At 33.1% G+C, this 23,158-nt stretch carries 23 protein-coding genes and 1 pseudogene; 16 read left to right on the top strand and 8 right to left on the bottom strand.

Annotated elements, in window-relative coordinates; all coding sequences use genetic code 11:
- Window positions 1-53 precede the first annotated feature (53 nt).
- The 3 genes from BLP68_RS12250 to BLP68_RS12240 all read left to right on the top strand — a co-directional run bounded on the left by BLP68_RS12250 (window position 54) and on the right by BLP68_RS12240 (window position 4,582).
- Complete coding sequence (locus tag BLP68_RS12250; RefSeq protein ID WP_091543970.1) at window positions 54-2,258, top strand: glycosyl hydrolase family 18 protein; 2,205 nt, start codon at window positions 54-56, stop codon at window positions 2,256-2,258.
- 24 nt (window positions 2,259-2,282) lie between these two features.
- Window positions 2,283-4,031 carry a glycosyl hydrolase family 18 protein gene (locus BLP68_RS12245; RefSeq protein WP_091543968.1) on the top strand — a complete coding sequence of 583 codons (1,749 nt, stop codon included), beginning with the start codon at window positions 2,283-2,285 and terminating at the stop codon, window positions 4,029-4,031.
- A gap of 194 nt (window positions 4,032-4,225) precedes the next feature.
- Window positions 4,226-4,582, top strand: coding sequence for a RidA family protein (locus tag BLP68_RS12240; protein WP_176759009.1), 357 nt, complete (start codon window positions 4,226-4,228; stop codon window positions 4,580-4,582).
- Here BLP68_RS12240 and BLP68_RS12235 read toward each other — a convergent pair.
- Complete coding sequence (locus BLP68_RS12235) at window positions 4,570-5,178, bottom strand: class I SAM-dependent methyltransferase (RefSeq protein ID WP_091543964.1); 609 nt, start codon at window positions 5,176-5,178, stop codon at window positions 4,570-4,572. The genes BLP68_RS12240 and BLP68_RS12235 overlap by 13 nt on opposite strands.
- A gap of 240 nt (window positions 5,179-5,418) precedes the next feature.
- Between BLP68_RS12235 and BLP68_RS21990 the strand changes: the two genes are divergently transcribed.
- Genes BLP68_RS21990 through helD form a run of 4 tightly spaced genes read left to right on the top strand, consistent with a single transcriptional unit; the run spans window position 5,419 to window position 8,581 of the window.
- On the top strand, window positions 5,419-5,694 hold the full coding sequence (locus tag BLP68_RS21990; RefSeq protein WP_207647919.1) for a hypothetical protein: 276 nt from the start codon (window positions 5,419-5,421) through the stop codon (window positions 5,692-5,694).
- Between the two features lie 17 nt (window positions 5,695-5,711).
- On the top strand, window positions 5,712-5,993 hold the full coding sequence (locus BLP68_RS21985; protein ID WP_207647918.1) for a hypothetical protein: 282 nt from the start codon (window positions 5,712-5,714) through the stop codon (window positions 5,991-5,993).
- Window positions 5,994-6,024: 31 nt separating this feature from the next.
- Complete coding sequence (locus tag BLP68_RS21980) at window positions 6,025-6,189, top strand: hypothetical protein (protein ID WP_207647917.1); 165 nt, start codon at window positions 6,025-6,027, stop codon at window positions 6,187-6,189.
- Between the two features lie 49 nt (window positions 6,190-6,238).
- Window positions 6,239-8,581: an RNA polymerase recycling motor HelD gene (helD, locus tag BLP68_RS12225; protein WP_091543962.1), complete on the top strand. Its 2,343-nt coding sequence runs from the start codon at window positions 6,239-6,241 to the stop codon at window positions 8,579-8,581.
- On the opposite strand, the gene BLP68_RS12220 is transcribed toward helD, so the two are convergent.
- From BLP68_RS12220 to potA, 6 genes are all read right to left on the bottom strand, one after another.
- Window positions 8,578-9,126, bottom strand: coding sequence for a VanZ family protein (locus BLP68_RS12220; RefSeq protein WP_091543956.1), 549 nt, complete (start codon window positions 9,124-9,126; stop codon window positions 8,578-8,580). The two genes, helD and BLP68_RS12220, sit on opposite strands and share 4 nt — an antisense overlap.
- Before the next feature lie 37 nt (window positions 9,127-9,163).
- A complete protein-coding gene (locus BLP68_RS12215; protein ID WP_176759007.1) occupies window positions 9,164-9,859 on the bottom strand; it encodes a helix-turn-helix domain-containing protein in 696 nt (231 codons plus the stop codon).
- A gap of 174 nt (window positions 9,860-10,033) precedes the next feature.
- Complete coding sequence (locus tag BLP68_RS12210) at window positions 10,034-11,077, bottom strand: ABC transporter substrate-binding protein (protein WP_091543952.1); 1,044 nt, start codon at window positions 11,075-11,077, stop codon at window positions 10,034-10,036.
- A gap of 7 nt (window positions 11,078-11,084) precedes the next feature.
- On the bottom strand, window positions 11,085-11,861 hold the full coding sequence (locus tag BLP68_RS12205; protein ID WP_176759015.1) for an ABC transporter permease: 777 nt from the start codon (window positions 11,859-11,861) through the stop codon (window positions 11,085-11,087).
- The gene (locus BLP68_RS12200; RefSeq protein ID WP_091543947.1) at window positions 11,861-12,685 is read right to left on the bottom strand and encodes an ABC transporter permease; all 825 of its coding nucleotides are present in this window, start codon (window positions 12,683-12,685) and stop codon (window positions 11,861-11,863) included. The genes BLP68_RS12205 and BLP68_RS12200 overlap by 1 nt, the downstream gene beginning before the upstream one ends.
- A complete protein-coding gene (gene potA / locus BLP68_RS12195; RefSeq protein WP_091543944.1) occupies window positions 12,682-13,728 on the bottom strand; it encodes a spermidine/putrescine ABC transporter ATP-binding protein in 1,047 nt (348 codons plus the stop codon). Before potA ends, BLP68_RS12200 begins: the two co-directional genes overlap by 4 nt.
- A 337-nt stretch (window positions 13,729-14,065) precedes the next feature.
- Here potA and BLP68_RS12190 point away from each other — a divergent pair, with 337 nt between their 5' ends.
- Window positions 14,066-14,329, top strand: coding sequence for a hypothetical protein (locus BLP68_RS12190; RefSeq protein WP_091543942.1), 264 nt, complete (start codon window positions 14,066-14,068; stop codon window positions 14,327-14,329).
- A gap of 175 nt (window positions 14,330-14,504) precedes the next feature.
- Here the strand turns inward: BLP68_RS12190 and BLP68_RS22465 are convergent.
- Window positions 14,505-14,582: pseudogene (locus BLP68_RS22465) on the bottom strand (helix-turn-helix domain-containing protein); the annotation flags it as partial.
- Between the two features lie 373 nt (window positions 14,583-14,955).
- On the opposite strand from BLP68_RS22465, the gene BLP68_RS12180 reads away from it, so the two are divergent.
- From BLP68_RS12180 to cas4, 8 genes are read left to right on the top strand one after another with little or no spacing between them, the layout of a single operon-like run.
- On the top strand, window positions 14,956-16,629 hold the full coding sequence (locus BLP68_RS12180; RefSeq protein WP_091543937.1) for a TIGR02556 family CRISPR-associated protein: 1,674 nt from the start codon (window positions 14,956-14,958) through the stop codon (window positions 16,627-16,629).
- Between the two features lie 2 nt (window positions 16,630-16,631).
- Complete coding sequence (gene cas7b / locus BLP68_RS12175; protein WP_091543934.1) at window positions 16,632-17,507, top strand: type I-B CRISPR-associated protein Cas7/Csh2; 876 nt, start codon at window positions 16,632-16,634, stop codon at window positions 17,505-17,507.
- 10 nt (window positions 17,508-17,517) lie between these two features.
- Window positions 17,518-18,180, top strand: coding sequence for a type I-B CRISPR-associated protein Cas5b (gene cas5b / locus BLP68_RS12170; RefSeq protein ID WP_176759005.1), 663 nt, complete (start codon window positions 17,518-17,520; stop codon window positions 18,178-18,180).
- Window positions 18,164-20,488: a CRISPR-associated helicase/endonuclease Cas3 gene (locus BLP68_RS12165; protein WP_091543927.1), complete on the top strand. Its 2,325-nt coding sequence runs from the start codon at window positions 18,164-18,166 to the stop codon at window positions 20,486-20,488. Before cas5b ends, BLP68_RS12165 begins: the two co-directional genes overlap by 17 nt.
- Before the next feature lie 11 nt (window positions 20,489-20,499).
- Entirely contained in the window at window positions 20,500-21,153 is a 654-nt protein-coding gene (locus BLP68_RS12160) for a CRISPR-associated endonuclease Cas6 (RefSeq protein WP_091543926.1), read from the top strand.
- A gap of 2 nt (window positions 21,154-21,155) precedes the next feature.
- Entirely contained in the window at window positions 21,156-22,145 is a 990-nt protein-coding gene (cas1, locus tag BLP68_RS12155; RefSeq protein WP_091543922.1) for a CRISPR-associated endonuclease Cas1, read from the top strand.
- Window positions 22,145-22,435 (top strand): CRISPR-associated endonuclease Cas2, encoded by a 291-nt coding sequence (gene cas2 / locus BLP68_RS12150; RefSeq protein WP_091543921.1) that lies wholly within the window; start codon window positions 22,145-22,147, stop codon window positions 22,433-22,435. Before cas1 ends, cas2 begins: the two co-directional genes overlap by 1 nt.
- Entirely contained in the window at window positions 22,410-23,021 is a 612-nt protein-coding gene (gene cas4 / locus BLP68_RS12145; protein ID WP_091543918.1) for a CRISPR-associated protein Cas4, read from the top strand. Before cas2 ends, cas4 begins: the two co-directional genes overlap by 26 nt.
- Window positions 23,022-23,158 lie beyond the last annotated feature (137 nt).

The raw sequence follows: 23,158 nt of genomic DNA, 5'->3' as shown, positions 1-23,158 counted from the left end.
CAACCTTGACTAACTAAGTAAAATCATAAAAAAATTTAGTTAGGAGGATAAATATGTACAAAGGAAAAAAAATACTTTTAGCCTTAATGCTTGCATGCTTTACTTTACTATATATGCTGCCTGTAGATTCAATTGCAGTAGAAGATCTGAAAAATAGCAATTCATCCAATCAAAAAAGGATAGTGGCATACTTTGTTGAATGGGGAGATCAGCCTTTAAAGGACAACTACACTGTAGACAAAATACCATGGGATAAGGTAACTCATATTAATTATGCCTTTGCAAAGGTTGGCAGTGACAATAAAATTGCCTTTATTGACAGAAATGCAGCTATTGAAAAGGATTACCCAGGGCAATTGCCAGATTTACCATATAAAGGTCATTTCAACCTTTTAACAAAATATAAGGAAATATACCCTAATGTTAAAACACTAATAGCTGTAGGTGGATGGTCAGAATCAGGTGGCTTTTACACTATGGCAAGAACACAAGAGGGTAGAGAAGCCTTTGCCAATAGCTGTATAGATTTTATCAGAGAATATAATTTTGATGGTGTAGACATTGATTATGAATACCCCACAGCAACATCACAGGCAGGTAATCCTAAGGACTATCCTGTTGCAGAGCCATTAAGAGATGTACTATATGATGATTATGTTGAGCTGATAAAGCTGTTGCGGGAAAAAATAGATACAGCCGGCCAAGAGGATGGCAAAGAGTATTTACTTACAGTTGCTGCACCTGCCTCATCATGGATACTTGGTGGAATGAAAACCAGTGACTACGCTGAATATCTGGATTTTCTAAATATAATGACCTATGATTTTCATGGAGCGTGGAACGGCTTTGTGGGTCATAATGCTGGCCTGTGGCCTGATGACCGAGATCCTGAAACTATGCCCCTAGGCATACCCGTTTTAAATATAGATTGGGCATATAGATATTATCGTGGTGTTTTACCACCTGAGAAGATTAATATCGGTATACCCTACTATTCACGGGGATGGAAAAATGTAAATCCATCAACCTTACCAGGTGGTCTATATGGTTCAGCTCCGCAAAGTGGTGGAGGTGCCGATGGCAATAATGGTATTTGGAATGATCCACCACCAGAAGAGCCATCAGGTACAAATCCTATATGGCATATGAAGACACTTGAAGGAACAGAGGGATATCAAAGATACTTTGATGATGTAAGTAAAGCACCTTATTTATGGCATCAAAATGATAGAGTATTTTTATCATATGAAGATGAAGAGTCACTGTCACATAAGCTGCAATATGTGATTGACAAAGGACTTGGTGGTATTATGATTTGGGAGCTTAGCGGTGACTATGACCAACAAACTGATGGAAGCTATGATGTTGGCTATTCTTTAACAACCTTAGCCCATGAAACCTTTGCTAATGCACCAGACCCAGAATTACCACCAGAGCCCCCTGTTTTACCAGTGTTAGACTATAAAATAGAGTTTGATGGTGACTATGACCATCCAAACTACTCCTATGAAATGAAAATTATAAATAATAGCGACCAAGACATACCAGGGGGATGGAAGCTGGAATTTGACTTTCCCAAAAGTGCAACCATAACTTCTGTATGGGGAGCCGCTTTATCTCAGCCTGTTTCAATGGGAGACTTTTATAGATATACAATTACTGGTAGCTCATGGATGGCAATACCTAAAGGTGAGTATGCTACACTACAGGGCATGATTAAGCTATGCTTTGGTGGAGGACCACAGAATTTTGTATTAAATGGATATGCCTCCAGCTATGAAAGAGGTACTGATCCTGATCCACAAAATCCTAAGGCACCTGTATTAGCAGTTGATAATCACCTTAATCAAGGAGATTATACTTTGACTGTTACAATACCAGAAAACAGCAGAGCCACATCCATGAAGCTATATGAAAATGATGTGGTTATTAGCGAAGAAGCAGTTGATCCGGATAACCATGTGGAGTATATAACTGTAACCTTTAACAATAAACCAGAGGGTGACTACACCTATATCTGTCAATTGACTAATATGAATGGAGAAACAGCTAGTAACCAATTACTAGTTAAGGTTTCAGCCGATACTGAACCAGAGTATCCAACCTGGAATTCCACCTCAATATATTTAACAGGTGATAGAGTAACCTGGAATGGAAGTGTTTGGGAGGCAAAATGGTGGACTCAAGGAGAAGAGCCAGGCACTACAGGAGAATGGGGAGTCTGGAAGCATATTAACACCCTGATTCAAAGTGAATAAATTAAAATTTAAGGAGGAAACGAAATGAAAAGAAAGCAAATTATTAAAATATGTTCAGTGTTTTTCTTAGTAATGCTGTTCTTAGCTAATCAAGTTAGTGTAGGACTTACAGCAGCATCATTGGAGGAGGACCAAAGTCAGCAATCAGCCAATAAAAGAATAGTTGCATATTACACTGCATGGAGTACCTATGGCAGAAACTATAATGTTCCAGATATTCCAGCAGATAAAATTACCCATATTAATTATGCCTTTGCCAATATTTCAAATCAAGGAACAATTATGTTGGGAGACCCTTGGGCAGATGTAGAAAAGGCATTCCCAGGAGATAGCTGGGATCAGCCCCTTAAGGGACACTTTAATCAGTTAAATAAATTAAAAGAAAATCACCCACATTTGCAAACCTTAATATCTGTTGGTGGTTGGACATGGTCAGATAAGTTTTCTGATATAGCTTTAACCAATGCATCAAGGAGTAATTTCGCCGCCTCATGTGTTGACTTTATACGTCAATATGGATTTAATGGAGTAGATATTGACTGGGAATACCCTGTAGAAGGTGGAATGCCAAATAATATATATAGGCCAGAGGATAAGCAGAACTTTACACATCTATTGAGGGAATTAAGAGAGCAATTGGATGCAGCTGGTCAAGAGGATGGAACATACTATTTATTAACTGTTGCAACCAGTGCCGGAGCAGATAAAATACTTAATTTAGAGTTAGATCAAATACATCAATACCTTGACTTTATAAACGTAATGACCTACGATTTCCATGGGGGATGGGAAAATATAACCAATCATCATGCACCACTTTATGCAAATCCAAATGATCCATCCTCCAATAATCCTCCAGGATACATTAAGACAAAATACAACACCCATAGTGCCATTCAACAATATCTTGATGGTGGAGTTCCAGAAGATAAAGTTGTAGTAGGTGTACCATTCTACGGACGAGGATGGTCAGGGGTAACAAATAACAATAATGGTCTTTTCCAAAGTGCAGCTGGAGTGCCGCCTGGGACTTGGGATGATTGGGCCAGTGGAAATACAGGAGTATTCGACTATACAGATATTAAAAGGAATTACCTTCCAACCTATGGCAACCATTTTGATGAAGCTTCTAAAGTACCATATGTCTATAGTCCTGCCACTGGGATAATGATTAGCTATGAAGACCCTATTTCAGTGGGTCTTAAATCAGACTATGTAATGGAAAATAATCTAGGTGGAATAATGTTCTGGGAGATAAGCTGTGATAGAGATAGTGATCTTCTTAATGTTATTTATGATAAGCTAAATGATGGAGGTACACAACCATTAAATCCAAAGTCATCAACAGTAAGTACAGATAAGGTAGAGAATGATGGCAACTACACAGTAACAGTTACCATTCCTCCAAAAAGCAGAGCTGACTATATAAAGCTAACAGAAAATAATGTTGTTATACTAGAGGAAAATGTAGACGCCAATTATAACAATAATACAACAATAGTTGTACCCTTCAGCGATAAACCGGAAGGTATCTATATTTATCAAGCACAACTACTTAATGATTACGGAAGCACCGTAAGTAATGTTCTAAATGTAACAGTATCTGAGGGCGGAGTTGAGCCCATATACCCAGCATGGAACAGCACCAGCATTTACCATGTTGGAGATAAAGTAACCTGGCAAAATTCTGTTTGGGAAGCCAAATGGTGGACTCAGGGAGAAGAACCAGGAACCACTGGTGAGTGGGGTGTATGGAAGCTAATATCAGAGTAGTAGGTTGTTATGAAAAGCTTATATAAATAGATCAAAAATAAATATAATAGAATAAAGCTAAAAGAGCCATATAGGTGAGAAAATAACACCTATATGGCTTTAAATATTGTGAAGGAAAATACGAAGAAATGTCAAATAAGTACTGTAGCAAAATTTTTTTGCTTTTACAAAATAAAATAATGGGGGTTACTTATGTGATAAAGAGAGTTGTAATTCCACCATACGATAAGTATGAGCTATCTACATTTGTTGTAAAAAACGAAACTGTTTATATTGGTCATTATGGTGCAGCAGGGTCAACAGTAGAAGAACAATTGGAAAATATATTGAAGGATCTTGAAAAAGATTTAAGGGAAATAAATTTGACTTTAGAAAATGTAGTTAAATTGACTATTATTTTGAAAGATATTCAGGATTTTAGAAAAATACACGGGGTTTGGACTAAATATTTTAAAGAGGGAAATTATCCCGTCAGAACCACAATAACCTCCGATTTTATTGACGATACATGTTTAATTCAAATTGAAGGTGTAGCTTGCTATAATTTTTGACACACTGCCACCATTAGATAGTATTTTTGATTAGGCTTTGGAATTTCAATGGTGGTATCAATTTGATGATACATTGTTATCTGGGAAAATGCTTTTAAAACCTCTATAAACTCTGACTCTGTGTATTGATATACATGAAAGGGACTTGCACAGGGTTGATTTTTTCCTCTGCCAAAGGGGGTAGATATAATAAGGGTACCATCTGGCTTCAATAGGTTATAAAGATTGCTGACAAAAATAGAATCCCCTTCAAAATGTTCAATGGTTTCTAGACTGACTATGGTATCAAAGGTGCCATATTTTTTATATAAATCTACATTCAAAGCATCATCTACATAATAATCTGCTTCTACAAATCCATAGTTATTTTTTGCATATTCAATAGCTTCTTCAGAAAAATCAATTCCTACGTATTCATTTACATTAAGGTTTTGTTTTAAGATTATTTCACTGCCATAGCCTACACCACAGGCAATATCTAAAACTCTTCCTTTGCAAAATTGCTTAGAAAATTCATAACGGGCAATGTGCTCTATTAAAAGACCGTTTTTTGGATTCATTAAATTAGGTATAACTCTTTCTCCTGTATAATTCATAATTAATTCCTTTCAATTTGAATTTGCATTTTAATTATAACCATAAATTATAAAACAATTATAACAAAATAGCTTAAAGATAACAAATTCATCAATTATTAAACTTGTTGTATACTAGTTTATTATGTATACTATTCAGTAGGAGAAAACTCGTATTCTGATAAAAATATTTTATGCTTAAGGATAGGTTTCTTGATTTAAGAAAATCTATCCTCATTACTTTATATAGGGAGGCGAAAAATGAAAACTAAAGAACATATTCAAACCTCCTTTTTTTATGGGTGGCTTGTAGTAGCAATTGCAGCATTGGGGCTTTTTTTCTCTGGGCCAGGTCAAACCTATTCAATTTCTATATTTATCAATTATTACGTTGATAATTTAGGGTGGAGCAGGACACTGGTATCAAGCTATTATTCCATTGCTACCCTTACGGCAGGACTTATTCTTCCTATAGTAGGAAAAGCTATAGATGCTAAAGGTCATAGAAAAGTGATGGCTTTTATTGCCACATCTTAGGTTTGGTTTGCTTGTGGATGAGCTTTGTAACTAAACCAGCTATGCTGATAGTTGGGTTTGTATTCTTAAGACTTTTTGGTCAAGGCTCCATGACCTTAATTCCTTCTACCCTGGTTCCACAATGGTTTATTAATTATAGAGGGAAGGCATTAAGCCTAATGGCATTAGGCGGTGTTGCTGGTTCAGCGCTATTGCCCCCCATTAACAATTGGTTAATAAATAATATGGGAGTAGGTTTTGATCTTTGTGGCCTTCGACTCAGTCAGTACCGGTGTGCTATGGCCCAATTATTTCGGTAGAAAAAACCTAGGAAGTATTCGTGGTATCACAATGACAGCAATGGTTATTGGTTCTTCTTTAGGACCGTTGCCCTTCGGATATGCATATGATGTTTTTGGAGGATATAAAGAGATTCTATTATTTATGATGATATTTCCTATATTGGGAAGCTTATCCTCATTCGTGTCACCAGCACCTAAGGATCCTATAAAATAAAATGTAGACTAATACTATAAAAAAGACCTTGAAGGAAGGGAGAAAGTTAATGCCGGTAAAGGGACATCCAGATTATAAGCAGGAAGTAGAGCGATTAGAGCATACTAAGGAATATATAGAAAAAACCTTGGATGCAACAGAGGAGTATCGAAAGCTATATAAAGAAAATATTAAAGATGCCATGATTAATCTAGACTATCTTGATAGCTCCCAAAGCTATATCAGTGTGTTGATTAATACAAAATTTATAGAAATGGCGGATCGAAACTTTGAAAGCTTATCTAGATCTAGGAAGAAGCCTTATTTTTCACGAATTGACTTTAAAGAGAAGGGAAGTAATAAAACAGATAAGCTCTATATCGGAAAGACCTCACTATTTAGGGCAGAAGATAGTGTTCCTCTGATTGTAGACTGGAGGGCTCCCATAGCTAATGTATACTATGAAGGTAGACTGGGTGAAACCACCTATGAGGCAGAGGGGGTTACGCAAGAGGGAGAACTATTATTAAAACGTCAATATACTATAGAAGAGGGAGAACTTAAGGATATTTTAGATGTTGATATTACAACCAATGATGCCTTTTTACAGGCCTCCTTAGAGGCAAATGCTGAAGAAAAGCTAAAGGATATTGCATCTACTATTCAAGCCGAACAAAATAGAGTTATACGGGCAGATATGGGTAAACCTTTAATTGTTCAGGGAGTCGCAGGCAGTGGAAAAACAACCATAGCCCTCCATAGAATAGCCTACTTCATATATACCTATGAAAAAACCTTCCATCCAGAAAGCTTCATGATTATGGCACCAAATAAGCTGTTCATTAATTATATCTCTGAAGTTTTACCAGAGCTAGGGGTAGAAAAAGTTAAGCAGACAACCTTTATAGATTTTATGGTGGAGCTGCTGGGGAATAAATATAAAATGGTAAGCTCTGAAAACAAATTAATGGAATTTATACGTGCTGGCACCCATGAGGCATCTACTAAAGAACAAAATTTGGTGAAATGGGCTACAGCCTTTAAAGGTTCTATGGATTTTAAAGCTATTATTGATAACTATGTAAAGACTTTAGAATTAAATTTTACGCCTAAAGAAGATTTTATTATAGAGAATCTAGTAATTATGACTGCCGATAGCATTAATAGTATGTTTATAGAAGAGTTAGGATATTTACCTTTATATAAAAGAGTTAACGAAATAAAGAAAACACTTACCTATAAGTTTAAGCAAGTTAAAAAAGGTATTCTAGAAAATACTGAGGAAAGATTTGATAGGGAGCTTGAACGGCTGCGAAATACTGGGGAAGCAACAGAGGAAAGAAGGCTTAAAATTGTAGACTTAATTAATAAAAGGGATGATAAGCTAAAAGCATTAAAAAACCAAACTAAAACATTGGTGAAAAAATATATAGCTAAATTTCCAAAGGTAGATCTTTTTGACTATTATTCAGAGCTGATGAGTAATGGAGAGGTTCTTAATAAATATTCCAATGATCAATTGCCTCAAGTTGAAAGTGATTATCTATGTCAGAAAACTAAAGAGCTTTTATTGAGTAAAAAAGTAGAACTTGAAGATTATGCAGCGTTAGTGTATTTAAAGCATAAGATATTTGGTTTCGAGAAAAAAATTGATATTAATAGCATTGTTATTGATGAAGCTCAAGACTTTAGCGTATTTCAAATATATACCTTAAAGACAGTTCTAAACACAAATATGTTCACCCTACTGGGAGATATTTCTCAAGGAATACATTCATATAGGGGAATTCAAAATTGGGAGCAGTTATTGGAGCATGTATTCGATGCTAAAAGAAGCAACTACATGACACTGGTTCAGAGCTATCGTACAACCATTGAGGTTATGCAGCTGGCAAATGAAATTATTAGAAAACTAAACAACCCTCAAATAGTTTTAGCAAAGCCAGTAATACGGCATGGAGAAAAACCAGAGGCAAGAAGCTTTAAGGATGAAAATAGCCTATTAAATGAATTAGAGGAGAAGATTCTTTTTATTCAAAGAGAAAGCTTTAAATCTATTGCAGTTATATGTAAAACCAAGGAAGAATGTTTAAGGGTAAAGAAGCGTTTAGATGAAGGGAAAAAGATTAATGCTAAGCTTTTGGATGAAAAGGAAGAAATCTATGAGGCAGGAGTTGTCTTAGTACCATCTCATTTAGCAAAGGGCTTGGAATTTGATGTAGTTCTAATTACCAACTTAAAAGAACAGTATAGAGATAATGAACTGGACATTAAGCTATTATATGTTGCAATGACAAGAGCTCTCCACAGATTATATATCTATCATATAGAAAATAAAATGCCACTAATGGATAATATTGGTGAAGAGCTATTGAAAAAGTCAACAGACTTTCAAAAATTAAAAACCTCCTAAATAGGAGGTAATTTTTGTTTTGACTTCTTTGTAATGAATAGAGAAAACAGAATTAATAGTGTTGCCATTGTGATACCAATTAAGTCAATCCCTACATCTATTAAGCTGCTAACTCTGCCATCTGTAAATGATTGACGGAATTCGTCTAATGCAGCAATTGTAGTGGCTGTAAAAAATGAAATTAATACAGCGCTATAGGTTTTGTATGTGTACTGGTTAAGTAAAAAGAATAACACTATTGTTAAACTAAAAAAAACAAACACATGGGCGATTTTTCTTAATAAAAATTCAATGATTACAGGATTTGCTTGAGCATAGGCATAAAAATCATTGCTTACCGTCTGAATAGGAGTTAATTCATTCATATCGACAGGTAAACGCTGAGCAATAATTTCAGCTATACGAATAAAATATACATCAAATCTCATGACAATAGTATTTAGTTGTCTTAAAACCGGCAGCACCCTTAAACCTGGGATAGAGGAAAGATAAAATATCCCACCTATTGTTATTATTGCAATAATCCAAGCATTAATTTTTTTCATCAACTACCTGTCCTTCCCATTAATACCATTAGTATATTTAAAAATCAATTTCTACCCTTATTAATCGTCCTAGTATTTTAATACCCTTAACATCTATAATTATAGGTTTTTTATCACCAGTTCCTTCAATTAATTGAACCTTATTGCCATCTACCTTTTTTATCCTTCTCAAATATCTTTTATTATCATATTCTAGTAAATGAAAGCTACCATTCATAAATTCATGGTTTAAATAGATAAGGCATCTATCATTCCTTTTAATTCTATACTGACTAAGGCTGTCATCCGCCGCCTCTATATAAATTAGTTTATCTGGATTAAAACCCTCTACCTTCTTATCAATAACAGGAAAGGCTTTGTATCCCCTTATACTAACCATTTCGACATCATAGATGGGTATCTGCTTAATGATGTTGGATAATGCCTCGCCCCATTGTGCAAAAGGCTCTATATCATTTCTTTTTATTGATCTGTCCGCCGTAGGCTTGGGAAGCTTTCTTTCAATTTTTTCTTCTCTTTTTTCATCTTCATTAGGTGCTAAAATCATAGCTTCTTCTAAATCTGTACCAAGCGCCTTAGAAATCTGAGCAAAAAGCTTCTCGTTAATTATTTTTCTTCCCCCCTCGATATCTATAATAAAGGATTCAGCTACACCACACTTTTTGCCTAGCTGCTTAGGGGTCATACCCTTCTTAATTCTCTCATCTTGAATTCTTTTTCCTACACGACTCATGCTTTCACCTCTTAAATAGTAATTTCCATAAATATATTTGAACATAGACCCTATAAAAAGTCAATGCAGACTGACGAAAAAAACGCATTTCTTACTGCTGTAAAAGACCTAGCAATTTTACGTATTTCTGTATACGCTACCTTCGCTAGGTCTTTTCATATTACTATTGTTGCATTATCTTGCCTTTACTTCTGTCCAAATTTTATCGTATTCCCGAAGGAAGTCCGAAAGATCCTTGAAAACCTCACAGTTAACCAAGTCCTCTAATTCTGGGTAAGCAGTTGGGTCATTAATTAAATCTTCATCTAGTAAATTACGGGCTTCTATATGGGGGGTCGAATACCCAATATAGTCAGCATTCTTAAAGGCAATGTCAGTTCTACTCATAAAATTAATAAATAGCTCTGCATTTTCTTTGTTTTTACTAGTCTTTGGAATGACCATTGCGTCAAACCATAAGTTACTACCTTCCTTTGGTATTGCATACTCAAGATCAGGATTCTCCCAGTTCATATATACAGCGTCTCCAGACCAAACTACAGCTAAGGCTGCTTCACCTGCAATCATTTTGTCCTTTACTTCATCACCTACGTATGCAAGCACCAAGGGTTTTTGTTCAATTAATGCATCCTTGGCTGCTTCCAGCTCATCAACATTTTTAGTATTAAGAGAGTAACCTAATTTCTTTAAAGTAATACCAATGGAATCCCTCTGACTATCCAACATTAATATCTGCTTTGCATATTTTTCATTCCACAGAATATCCCAGCTATCTACAGTATCATCTACCATTGTTGTGTTATATATAATTCCAACGGTTCCCCACATATATGGAACAGAATACCCATTGGTAGGATCATAGCTGAAATTTTTAAATTCGTCACCTATATATTTGTAATTAGGGATGTTATTATAATTTATTTCATACAATAGATCTTCACTAATCATTCTTTCAATCATATAATCTGATGGGAAGGCAACATCATAATCGCTACCGCCAGCCTTTATTTTTATATACATATCCTCATTAGTAGCAAAGGTGTCATATATAATTCTAATACCATATTCCTCTTCAAAATCTTTAAAAATTGATTCATCAATATAGTCTCCCCAGTTATATACCTTTAGTGTAGGTTTGCTTTGGCCACATCCTGTCATTATAAAAATTACTGTAGAAATAAGCACCATAGCAACCACAGCTTTGATAATCTTTTTCATCTTTAAATCACTCCTTTATTATATTGGTTTTAGACATTCTTTTATTCACTATTATTAATAGCAACAATACAGTAACAAACATTATGGTGGAAAGGGCGTTAATTTTAGGGTTAATGCCCCTCCTTGCCATTGAATAGATAGTTATCGACAGGTTAGATACGCCTGATCCAGTAGTAAAGAAGCTTATTACAAAGTCATCTAGAGATAGGGTGAAGGCAAGCAAAAAACCTGTGATTATACCTGGCATTATTTCAGGTATAATTACTTTTCTTAAGGCATAGCTTGGGCTTGCTCCTAAATCTAAAGCAGCTTCATAGATATGCTTATTTAACTGCTTTAACTTTGGTAAAACCGATATAATTACATATGGTATGTTAAAGGTTATATGAGCCAACAATAATGTTAAAAACCCTAATCTAATTTTTAAGAAAATAAATAACAGCATTAAAGAAATTCCTGTAACAATATCCGGATTCAACACTGGTAAATAGGTTAAATTCATTACCATTGATCTTTTAAATTGCTTCATATTATGTATTCCTATGGCAGCAGCAGTACCAATGGCAGTTGCAATAGTTGAAGAGAGAATGGCAATAACTATTGTATTGTATAATGCAGACATAATTTGTCTATCCTGAAATAATTCAATGTACCACTTTAGGGTAAAGCCATCCCAACTCCCTCGGGATTTTGACTCATTAAAGGAAAATACGATTAATACCATAATAGGGGCATATAGAAAGAAAAAAATTATAAAGGCATATAGTTTTTTCAAATAACTCATCACCACAACCCAGCCCCCTCGTTCTCTTTTTCATATTTTGACATGAATCCCATACTAATGAGTATTAATATAATCATAACAATGGAAATTGCTGAGCCAAAGTTCCAATCACCAACAAATAAAAATTGCTGCTCTATTAAATTACCTATTAGAGTAAATTGACCTCCTCCTAAAAGTCTTGAAATTACAAAGGTTGTAACTGCAGGCATAAATACCATAGTAATTCCAGAAATAACCCCAGGTATGCTTAAGGGAAATATAACCTTACGTAATACAGTATATGAATCAGCTCCCAAGTCTTCGGCAGCCTCCAATAGGCTTTTATCAATTTTGATTAAAACAGAGTAAATGGGCAAAACCATAAAGGGTAAAAAATTATATACCATACCAAGAATTACTGCCTCCTCGGTATATAACAGATTAATGGGTGGGATTCTTAATAAGCTCAGAAATGAATTTATTATTCCTCCTCTTTCCAATAGTGTCATCCATGCATAGGTTCTTAGAAGAAAGTTCATCCACATAGGAATAACAAACAATAACACAAGGGTGTTCTTCATTTTTAAATCTTTATTGGCCAGTATCATTGCCATTGGATATCCTAATATAAGACATATTACTGTACTAATAAAAGCCAGACGGATTGAACGCCAAAGCACTAGTAAATAAATAGGTTCAAAAAACCGCTGAAAATTTTCTAATGAAAGCTTAAATCCTTCATCAGTTCTAATTGTAATTCCGAAAAATAATATCAATAATATAGGAAAAACAATAAAAATAGTCATCCAAATTATATATGGTGATGAAATACGACCTTCCTTCATCTATCTATCACCTTCCTCATAATATGGATATCATTTGGCTGAATGATAATTCCTACCTTTGTGCCAACAGCCTCCATTAAAGTACTATGAATCATCCACTTTATATCATTGCAGGATACCATCATTTCATAATGAACTCCCTTAAATATAACGGAAACAACTTTACCCTTCAGCATACCGTCATCTTCTTTTACCAGCTTAATATCCTCTGGTCGAACAACAACATCAACCTCTTGATTATCAGAAAAGCCTTTATCAACACAATCAAATTCCTTACCTGCAAAATGAACAAGATAGTCTTTTATCATAATGCCTGAAACTATGTTGCTTTCACCAATGAAATCTGCAACAAAGGAGTTTTTAGGTTCATTATAAATGTCAACCGGACTTCCAATTTGTTGAATGGTGCCATTACTCATGACAACAACAGTATCAGACATAGTTAAAGCCTCTTCCTGATCATGAGTTACATATATAAAGGTAATTCCTAATTTCTGTTGAATGTTCTTTAACTCAATTTGCATTTCTTTCCTAAGCTTTAAATCTAACGCACCCAATGGTTCATCCAATAGAAGAACCTCAGGTTCGTTAACAAGTGCCCTTGCAATAGCTATTCGTTGTTGCTGGCCACCACTCAAAGAGTGAATTGATCTTTTTTCAAAACCAGGCAGATTAACCAATGATAAAATATCCCTTACCTTGCTTTGAATAATTTCCTTATCAATTTTTTTAATATTTAATCCAAATGCTATGTTTTCAGCCACACTCAAGTGAGGAAACAGAGCATATTTTTGAAAAACAGTGTTAACCTTTCTTTTAAAGGGAGGAATGCTAGTAATGTCTTTTCCCTCAAAGAAAACTTCACCAGAAGAAGGGGGTTCAAAGCCACCAATAATTCTTAAGGTAGTTGTTTTGCCACAACCACTGGGGCCTAAGAGGGTTAAAAATTCATTTCTTCTAACATATAGATTAATATTTTTCAGTGCTTCACTTCCATCATAGCTCTTTGATATATTCATTAATTCGATAATTGGCTTTGACATCATTAATCCCCCTTTAAATGCAATTATAGTTAGATATAATTGGTATTAATAGTAAACTTTTTGTTTCGTTATATTAAACTTTATAAACAATATTAGAATGCCATATCTATGCAATAAAGTCAATAATTACAGGAAAATTTCATTTGAGTTTTAAAAAAAATTTAAATCTACTAAAGGTGTAAGACATCAAACCTTCTGATTATCTGACGGGGTTGTAATTATTTATAATAAATCAGATGTTATAAAAGTGATATAAAAATATGGAAAAATGTTATAATGAGATTATAGTATAAAGTTAAATTTATTAATCAATAAAATCATTAAGGAGGTTATATTGATGACAGGTATAAAACAATTTGTAAGCTCACTTTCTATTGAAAAGTTAAATCTATCAATTAGTATCATATTTATTGTTAATCTGATTATAGGGTCTGTTTTACTATGGGTAGCTTTCTTCATATTGTGGGAAATTTTGTTGATAAGGCTCTTTATTAAACAGAGAAATGAGAAAAAGTACTGGTTTTCATATACATTTTTAGCTGGCTTTATTGGAGTGTTGTGCTTAAACACTTGGTTTTTGATAAAGCTTATTAATATATAACACATTAATAGGCTATGTTGAATGAGTATTTTATTGAATAAAATGTACTTGAAGGATGAGTTTTATGAAGAAGATTTTAACAATATTATTATTTGATAGAGATCCTGATACCGTAGATTATATTAAAGCTGCTAAAGAAAACAAAGACGTTTTCTTCTCCTAGTAAAAATGAAATAGAAGTAAATAGAGCTTTTGCAATTTCAGCTAATCTTTCTAGAGAAGGTTTACTTCGATTATTCTCAATATCACTCAAAAAAAGATACAGATATGTTTAAAAAAAAATAAAAATTATCTATAGAGATGCATTTAGCTGTCCAATGGAAAGATATAGGTTATAGAATAACACTGCATGCATTACGCGATGTTGTGATATAAATGAATACATCACTCATAGAGATCGTAGCAATATCAACTAATCTTTGGCTATGTTAATGTAAGGTAAAGAAAACAGATGAAGAGATTGTGGATGTTGAAAAGGCTAATGAATGATGGAGTTACATGAATATAGATGTGAAAATTTTTATAAATACATGTTCGACAAAATCCTCTAAATTTCAACAAAGGGTTTTGTTTTTTTTTGCAGAATTCAAATTTAAAATCAATTAAAAGAAAGGAGGTTATGGAAAATGATTGAACATATAAAAAATATTGGCGCTTATGTTTTAGAAAAGCATCCCAATGAAAGTGTTATCAATGGTATGGTAAATACAATAGAATCAAAGGACATGAAATACATACTGTTGATTAATGTGCTAGAAAGAGAAATTAAATACACTACCAAAGACTTCGAAAAAGATGTTGTTTATGATGCACTTTTCTATCAGTCTGGCAGAGGAGCTGAAGGGGGAGGTGTTAGATTAGACTTTTATGTAGACATAAGTCAAGAAAAAATAGAAGAGAGATTTAAAAAAGGACGAGATAAATTAAAGAAAGCCTGTGAGTTTTGTGAAATTGGTAATCGCTATGAAGAGATAAAAGAACAGGTAGAAGCATATCTACAGGAGAAGGATAAGAATACTTTTGCTGTTATACAAGTGAATGGAAAGATGCCTAGAGAACTATTTGAGGATAAATTCATTAAAAAAATGTATAGTATGGTTTATAAAAGTTTACCAGGAAAACATATTTGCCATTTATGTGGAGAAGTAGGACAAGGATACAATACCACAACCTATAAATTTTATACCAATGATAAAGGTATCTATAACAACGTAGAACATAAGGAAAAGAGCGGTATTATCATAGGAGAAGGCTGCTTAAATGATATCATTATCGGAAAGAAGTATCTTGAAGAAAATCTAAGCACCTACTGGAGTTCGGTTGGAGAAAAGGTAATGTTTTTACCTCATCATTATGATGAAGAAATTGCTAATTCATATGAAAAATCCTACATAAAAGAGAGAAACGGAGAAGAGCAAAGAATTACAACGATTCGTTTGAATGAAGAGGAGTTAGTGGAAGAAGTAGGGAAAACAAAGGCGGTAACGGATATGATTTTTTATGAAGATGATTCAAAATTCTTTTATATAAATCATGTTCTCCAGAGTGTTTTACCCTCAAGATTTAGTTATATAGGGAGCTTATTTAATAAATATCAGATAAAGCTCAATACCATCTTAATGTATAGTACAGCAGTTAAGATATCATCGGAAAATATTGAGACTACAAAAAAAGAAAAAATGAGAATGATAGAATCCATTTTTACAGGAAGAAAAATAGATAGAAACCTATTCTTCAAAAGAGTAACAGATGTGTATAAACATTATTACCTAAAGGAAGAACACAAAAAATATGCTTGCATGAGAAGCATAAATAGAGCCTACAATTTTTTATGGGCTTGTAACTGTTTAGAGAAGGGATGGGATGTAATGGCGGATTATAAAGATTATATAGAGCTTTTTGAAAAAAATAAAGAATATTTTGACACAAATGAAAAAATGGCATGGTTTATACTGGGAAAAGCCTATAGTACCATGGTTTATTTAATGAAGAACAACAGAAATAAAACAGATGAAAATACCAACGAAAATGAAAGAACTTCGTTAGAAAAGAACTTTTTCTTTTCTAGGAAATTTGATTACAAGGATTTTGTTTACTTTTCAAATATACTAACAGATAAGGCAATTAAATATAATGTAGATAAAAGTTACTTTAAAAAAATGATATGTGAAGCAAAAGAATATATGGCAAAAAAAGAAAACAAGTTATCCTTTGATGAATCAAAATATCTATTTTTCTGGGGAGCAGATTCCTATTTTAAAATAGAAAAAGAGGAAAAACAAGAAAGTGAGGAGGAGTAAACATGGCAAATACAAGGGAGTTTGTATTATATTCAGACGCTACTATGTCAAACGCCAATGGAGATATGATTAATGATAATCGTCCTAGACAGGATGAAAGAACTGGAAAATTGGAAATGTCTGATGTAAGGATTAAGAGATATGTAAGAGATGAAATGGTAAATAGGGACATGAAGGTATTTGTAAAACCGACAAAAAATGAAAAAAATAATTTTATTGACTGCAAAGGGGTAGCAGAGAAAGTACGAAAAGAAGAAGATGTAAAAGAAGACGAACTTGAAGCTAAATTAAAAGAAGCATATAAGGATGTAAAATTATTTGGTGCAGTTGTAACGAAACCTAAATTCAACATTACCGGACCGTTACAAGTAATGTGGAGTAGGAGTTTACATGAAGCAGATGTAAAATTTGCACAGGGAACTTCTGTTTTTACATCGGCAAAAGAGGCAAAGCAGGGGACAATATGGTCTAAATATTTCACACCCTATGCATTATTCAAAACCTACATGGTATACAACGATATGGTAGCAAAAAAACAAGATATTGAGGTCAAAGAAGAAGACCTAGAAGAATTCAAGGAACTATTATTGACTGGCATCAAAAACTATAGAAGTACTTCTAAAAATCAGATGCCTAGACTTTTGGTAGAAGTTATTTATAACAAAAACTATATCGATGGAGAACTAGATTACATCAAAGTAAATCAGAAGGTATCAGACCTAGAACTTAGAAGCATTGAGGAATTTGTATTTGATTTAGCTCCTCTAGGAAAATACTATGAATCTAAGAAGGACAAGATTGTAGCGGTCAATATTTATAAACATGAGAAAGTGGCATTGATTAATGCGCAAGAAGTCTTTAACCAATTTGATATATAGAGGTGGTGAGATGCAAACTTTAGTATTCACAGCAAAAGGGGCATATGCACGTTTCCGTTGTCCTCATACAACAACATCTGCTCTAACCTTTTTATCAATCCATCCTATTGCAGTAAAAGGATTGATAGGGGCGGTTTTAGGTGTAGCGTATGATGAGATGTACGAACATACCAAGAATATGAAAATAGGAATACAGGTGCTGAACCCTGTTTACAAAGATACCCAGTCCTTTAATTTAATTGCACAAACCAATAATAATAAAGCTGCTAATTTTCAATCTAGGGTACAGTTTTTACGAGATGTAAAGTATAGAATATTTGTATCGGATGAAGAGGAAAAACTACAAAGATTAATGGATGCGTTACAATCTCATGAATATGTGTTCACTCCTTATTTAGGATGTAGTGAGCATATAGCAAAGCTTGAGTATGAAGATATGCTTTTTGGCAATGTCTACAGTGGACAATCAGTTGATACCTTAGTACCAAAAGAATATACAGTACTTGACATAAAAGAAGACTTAGCTATTTATATAGATAGAATTCCTATAAAAAATGCTAAAGATAGGGAGTACCTAGCATACAGCAAAATAGTTTTTGGTGTAGACATACCGTTACAGACAAAAGATTGTGAAATCTATCGGGTAGGTGAGAGGAATGTCTTTTTCTTTTAAACTAAAGTCCCATGTGAAAGAAGGAGAATCTTTTAAAGATGGTCAGCTTTTAGTTGACCATCTCAAAGGGGTTCGAGATATAGCCATAGAGACCAGTAGGATGCATGGAATAACTGGAGAAATTGAAGATGTTATTAACATGATCTGTTTGTGCCATGACTTTGGAAAAGCTAGTGAGTATTTTCAAAGATATTTAAAGGATGAATATGATGGAAACCTAAAAAATCATGGTGAAATATCTGCTTATTTTGCCTACTATATGCTACCAGAACCTTGGAAAATCATAGGATTTATGGCAGTGAAAAGGCATCATGGTGACTTAGATCCTGATAGGATTTTCTTTGATTATAATATAGACCTACTACTGAAAATTGCCACTAGCATAGAGAAAAACAAGATAGAATTAAATGAAATTTATCAGCAGGATATTTCAGAGTTTTTTACAATAATAAAAGATGAAATATTCCTAAAAAATCCTTGGAAAAGCTTCAAAAAAAAGATGAAGTCCTTTACCATAGAAGATTTTACATGGATGCAGTATCTATGGTCCCTATTATTGACAGGAGATAAAACTCAACTAATTCGAGGTAAAGCCTATCAAAATAGCACAAATGTATATGAGGGCTATGTAGATAAATACAAAGAAAAAGTTAAACATGCCTTAAGAGAAAAATTTCCTAAAATAGAAAATACGGAGCTGTTTCATATTAGAAACCAAATTTATCAAGAAGTAGTAGAAGGCATAAAAGAAGTGGATCTACAAAAAGATCATTTGTTTTCCATCAATGTACCCACTGGAACAGGAAAAACATTAAGTGTTTATGGGGCAGCGTTTCAGTTGTTAGAAAGAATTTATCATGAAAGTGATAAAAAAATTAGACCTACCGTCATTTACACCATTCCCTTTACCAGTGTTATTGATCAAAATTATCAGGTGCTAGAAGATATATTTGATAGCAATGGTTTAAAAGGATTTGAAAGCTTTATACTAAAACATCACTCTATGACAGAGTTGAACTATACGGACTATAATGAAAAAATGGACGAAGCCACAGAATACAAAAACTATGACGCACGCTTTTGTGTAGAAAATTGGCAAAGTACTGTTGTTACAACTACCTTTGTTCAATTGTTTAATACGATCTTTCAATCAGGTAAAAATGCAGTAATAAACAGGTTTCATAAACTAGCAGGCTCTATTATTATATTAGACGAGGTACAAGCGATACCACCAAAATATTATGATATTATTGAACAAATCTTTGAAGTGTTATGTAACAAGTTTAACTGTTATGTCATTACAGTAACAGCTACAAAGCCATTATTTCTTGAAGGAGTAGAGCTTGTTAAGAGTAATGTAAAAATATTTAGCACACTAGATCGGATACAGATAGAAAACCATACAGCCAGCCCCATCTATCTAGATGAGTTTTCACAAATCATCATAGAGGATATACAGGAGAAACAAGATAAAAGCTTTTTAATTGTACTGAACACAGTAAAATCTTCCTTAAAAATTTTGGATGATTTGAGGGATTCGGAAGCTATAAGAAGCATCAATAGAAAAATACTTTATTTGTCTACAGAAATACATCCTCAAAGAAGATTAGAAATTATTCAGCAAATAAAAGAAGATAAAGATAATAAGTATGTGCTTGTATCTACTCAGTTGATTGAGGCGGGGGTAGATGTAGATTTTGATATAGTATATAGAGATTTTTCCACAATAGATTCGATTAATCAAACGGCTGGAAGAGCAAATAGAAATGCTATTAGTGGAAAAGGGACTGTAAAAATTTATTCTTTAATAAATGAAAACCATTCTGATAAAAAGTTTGCAAGATATATTTACTCGGAAACTTTACTAGATGCAACAGAAGAGATTATAAAAGACAAATCTATTATTCTAGAAAAAGATATTTATGAAATTAACAAAGCCTATTTTAAAGCTGTTAAAGAAAGGAAAAGCAAGGACCCTTCAAAGGACCTTGAAGAAGCTATAGCAGCCTTTAACTTTGGAAAGATTAGAGAACTATTTAAACTTATTGAAGAAAATTATCAGAAAGAAGATGTCATTATAAACTACAATGAAGAGACACAAAAATGTTTAGATATCATTGAAGAAGGAAATGGCGAATATCAAGAAGTTCTTAATGCGTGGAGGGTTTTAAATAAGTATAAAGTAAGTGTTAACAAAGAAGATATGGATAATATAAATACCCTTACTATAAAAGGTATGCATGTGCTTGACAAGCAGTATTATGATAAAGATAAAGGCATTATCAGGACAAGTACAGCAGTATTTTAGGAGATGAAGAGATGGAGATTGAATACACACTTGTAAAATTTGAAGATTTAGATTTAAAAACAAGAGAGGCAACAAAGATAAGGGGATACTTTGCAAATAAGCATTGTGAAAGTGAGATACTACATAATCATAAGGGAGCACAGTTAATTTATGAATATCCAAAAGTACAATACAAAATCATTAACACAACCCCCATGATATGTGGAATAGAAGAAGGAGCTAAATTGGTTGCAGACATTGGATTAAATACAGATGAAATGATTCTAGATGGAAAGTCTTTTGATACCTTTCAAAAAGAAATAATTAAAGAAAAAAAAGCTTTTAGATTAACAAATCATTATTTACAGTATAAATTTATTACACCATGGATTGCACTAAATCAGAAGAATAACAAAATTTTTAATGAGGCTAATGATATGGAAAAGGAAGAAATACTAAAAAAAATCATAGTAGGGAATATTTTATCTATGGCAAAAGGATTAAAGTATACTGTGGATAAACAAATTCACATATGGATAGATTTAAAGGAATGTGCGGCAAATTTCAAAAACATCAAGATGCGGGGATTTAAAGGGAATTTCAAAGTCAATTTTATGATACCTGATTATCTAGGTTTAGGAAAATCTGTTTCGCGAGGTTTTGGAACAATCAAAAGGAGTGGATAAAAATGAAGCTTGTTATAAACTCCCCAGGAGTGTATCTCTGTAAACGTGGAGACTGTTTTCAGCTTCAAAAAGACGATTTAAAACAGGAATACTCTGCTAAAAAAGTTGAGCAAATTCTTATCACAACTCGCGCTGCTTTATCGACAGATGCTATTGAGCTGGCAATAGAAAACAATATTGATATTATTTTTTTGAAAAGCACTGGACAACCCTTGGGAAGGGTATGGCACTCAAAGTTAGGAAGTATTAGCACTATTAGAAGAAAACAGTTATTCTTGCAAGAACATCCTTTTGGTCTGATGCTAGTTAAGGAATGGATAGTACAAAAACTGGAAAATCAAATTGAGCATCTTAATAAATTAGCGATAAATCGAAGGGATAATCGTAGAGAAACAATCAAAGAAGGAATAGAGAAGATTAAAGTACAGATTAATAACATTAAAGGATTAAAAGCTAAAGAGACTGTTGATGAGGTAAGGGATAGTCTACAGGGATATGAAGGATCATCTGGTCGAGTTTATTTTGAGATATTAAGCCAATTGATCCCAGAAAAATATAAATTCAATGGTAGAAGTCGTAACCCAGCTAGAGATGAATTTAACTGTCTTCTAAATTATGGTTACGGAATACTTTACTCAAATGTAGAAAAAGCCTGTATATTAGCAGGATTAGATCCTTATATCGGCATTATGCATACAGACAACTATAATAAAAAGGCACTGGTATTTGATCTCGTAGAGATGTATCGTGGATATATTGATGAAATTGTATTCAAACTATTTACTACGAAAAAAATAAAGAAGGATATTTTTGATGAAGTAGGCGAAGGTGGTTACTATTTAAACCAAGAAGGAAAGAAACTACTAATCACCGAATACAATAAGGAAATGGAGAGAAAAATTCGTTACAAAGGGAGAAACATCGAATTGCAAAATATTGTCCAATATGATTGCCATAGCATTGCAAATCAAATTCTAAAGGAGGACTTATGATGTTGATTTGGGTAATCTATGACATTAGTAGTAATAAAATTAGAAATCATGTTGTAAAACAATGTAAAAATATTGGCTTATATAGGGTGCAAAAAAGTGTTTTCTTAGGAGATATAGAGGAAAATGATTTAGATGAATTGAAACTAAAAATAGAGGACATGGTGAATTTAGATAAGGATTCAGTGTATATTTTTCCAATGAGCAAAGCAGAACTGAAAAAAGCTGGTTTAATAGGACAAGCTTTTGATAAGGAGCTGGTAACAGATGAAATCATCTCTAAATTCTTTTAATGAACATCAATATTATATTACACCTTCAGAAATAATTGAATTTCTATATTGTAAGCGATTTATTTATTTTATGAAATGTTTGGGTATTCAACAGTATGAGGAAAAAAGATACAAAGTCCAAAAAGGAAGGAACATTCATGAAAAAAGAGAAAAAGAGAATAGAGATTATTTAAGAAAACGGTTAAATGTTATTGATAAGGATATAGATGTGTCTTTAGTATCAAATAAATATAAGATAAGAGGAAAAGTAGATGAAGTGCTAACACTAGTCGATGGAACAATGGCACCTTTAGATTATAAATTTGCTGTATATGATGATATTATTTATTCTACCTATTATACACAAATTGTTATGTATGGATTGATGATAGAAGAGGTATATGATAAATTAGTGAGTAAGGGATATGTTGTCTATTGTAGGGATGGATATACTGTAAAAGAAGTGGATATTACTGATAATGAAAAGGAAAATATGAAAAAAACTATTAGTGATTATACAAAAGTTATAGAAGGATATTTTCCAAAAGCAACAAGATATAAAGCTAGATGTATTGATTGTTGCTATAAAAATATTTGCATTAAATAAAAAAATGGCATATTATTTAGTTAAATACAGAGGTGTAGAGTGGTGTTTATGGTGCAAAAAAGCTACAAAAGTTACTACATAAACAGTAAAACCAGCAAAAAAAGGTATCAGCAAAAAACATGTAAAATCAACCTATT

It is taken from the genome of Alkaliphilus peptidifermentans DSM 18978 (genome assembly GCF_900101495.1).
Lineage (GTDB): Bacteria > Bacillota > Clostridia > Peptostreptococcales > Natronincolaceae > Alkaliphilus_C > Alkaliphilus_C peptidifermentans.
This window is presented reverse-complemented; position numbering and strand designations above follow the sequence as displayed.

What these genes read in the sequence shown, in the direction of transcription:
- BLP68_RS12250 (WP_091543970.1), top strand. Translation starts at nt 54, where the DNA reads ATGTACAAAGGAAAAAAAATACTTTTAGCCTTAATGCTTGCATGCTTT.
- BLP68_RS12245 (WP_091543968.1), top strand. Translation starts at nt 2,283, where the DNA reads ATGAAAAGAAAGCAAATTATTAAAATATGTTCAGTGTTTTTCTTAGTA.
- BLP68_RS12235 (WP_091543964.1), bottom strand. Translation starts at nt 5,178, where the DNA reads ATGAATTATACAGGAGAAAGAGTTATACCTAATTTAATGAATCCAAAA.
- BLP68_RS21990 (WP_207647919.1), top strand. Translation starts at nt 5,419, where the DNA reads ATGAAAACTAAAGAACATATTCAAACCTCCTTTTTTTATGGGTGGCTT.
- BLP68_RS21985 (WP_207647918.1), top strand. Translation starts at nt 5,712, where the DNA reads ATGAGCTTTGTAACTAAACCAGCTATGCTGATAGTTGGGTTTGTATTC.
- BLP68_RS21980 (WP_207647917.1), top strand. Translation starts at nt 6,025, where the DNA reads ATGACAGCAATGGTTATTGGTTCTTCTTTAGGACCGTTGCCCTTCGGA.
- helD (WP_091543962.1), top strand. Translation starts at nt 6,239, where the DNA reads ATGCCGGTAAAGGGACATCCAGATTATAAGCAGGAAGTAGAGCGATTA.
- BLP68_RS12220 (WP_091543956.1), bottom strand. Translation starts at nt 9,126, where the DNA reads ATGAAAAAAATTAATGCTTGGATTATTGCAATAATAACAATAGGTGGG.
- BLP68_RS12215 (WP_176759007.1), bottom strand. Translation starts at nt 9,859, where the DNA reads ATGAGTCGTGTAGGAAAAAGAATTCAAGATGAGAGAATTAAGAAGGGT.
- BLP68_RS12210 (WP_091543952.1), bottom strand. Translation starts at nt 11,077, where the DNA reads ATGAAAAAGATTATCAAAGCTGTGGTTGCTATGGTGCTTATTTCTACA.
- BLP68_RS12205 (WP_176759015.1), bottom strand. Translation starts at nt 11,861, where the DNA reads ATGAGTTATTTGAAAAAACTATATGCCTTTATAATTTTTTTCTTTCTA.
- BLP68_RS12200 (WP_091543947.1), bottom strand. Translation starts at nt 12,685, where the DNA reads ATGAAGGAAGGTCGTATTTCATCACCATATATAATTTGGATGACTATT.
- potA (WP_091543944.1), bottom strand. Translation starts at nt 13,728, where the DNA reads ATGTCAAAGCCAATTATCGAATTAATGAATATATCAAAGAGCTATGAT.
- BLP68_RS12190 (WP_091543942.1), top strand. Translation starts at nt 14,066, where the DNA reads ATGACAGGTATAAAACAATTTGTAAGCTCACTTTCTATTGAAAAGTTA.
- BLP68_RS12180 (WP_091543937.1), top strand. Translation starts at nt 14,956, where the DNA reads ATGATTGAACATATAAAAAATATTGGCGCTTATGTTTTAGAAAAGCAT.
- cas7b (WP_091543934.1), top strand. Translation starts at nt 16,632, where the DNA reads ATGGCAAATACAAGGGAGTTTGTATTATATTCAGACGCTACTATGTCA.
- cas5b (WP_176759005.1), top strand. Translation starts at nt 17,518, where the DNA reads ATGCAAACTTTAGTATTCACAGCAAAAGGGGCATATGCACGTTTCCGT.
- BLP68_RS12165 (WP_091543927.1), top strand. Translation starts at nt 18,164, where the DNA reads ATGTCTTTTTCTTTTAAACTAAAGTCCCATGTGAAAGAAGGAGAATCT.
- BLP68_RS12160 (WP_091543926.1), top strand. Translation starts at nt 20,500, where the DNA reads ATGGAGATTGAATACACACTTGTAAAATTTGAAGATTTAGATTTAAAA.
- cas1 (WP_091543922.1), top strand. Translation starts at nt 21,156, where the DNA reads ATGAAGCTTGTTATAAACTCCCCAGGAGTGTATCTCTGTAAACGTGGA.
- cas2 (WP_091543921.1), top strand. Translation starts at nt 22,145, where the DNA reads ATGTTGATTTGGGTAATCTATGACATTAGTAGTAATAAAATTAGAAAT.
- cas4 (WP_091543918.1), top strand. Translation starts at nt 22,410, where the DNA reads ATGAAATCATCTCTAAATTCTTTTAATGAACATCAATATTATATTACA.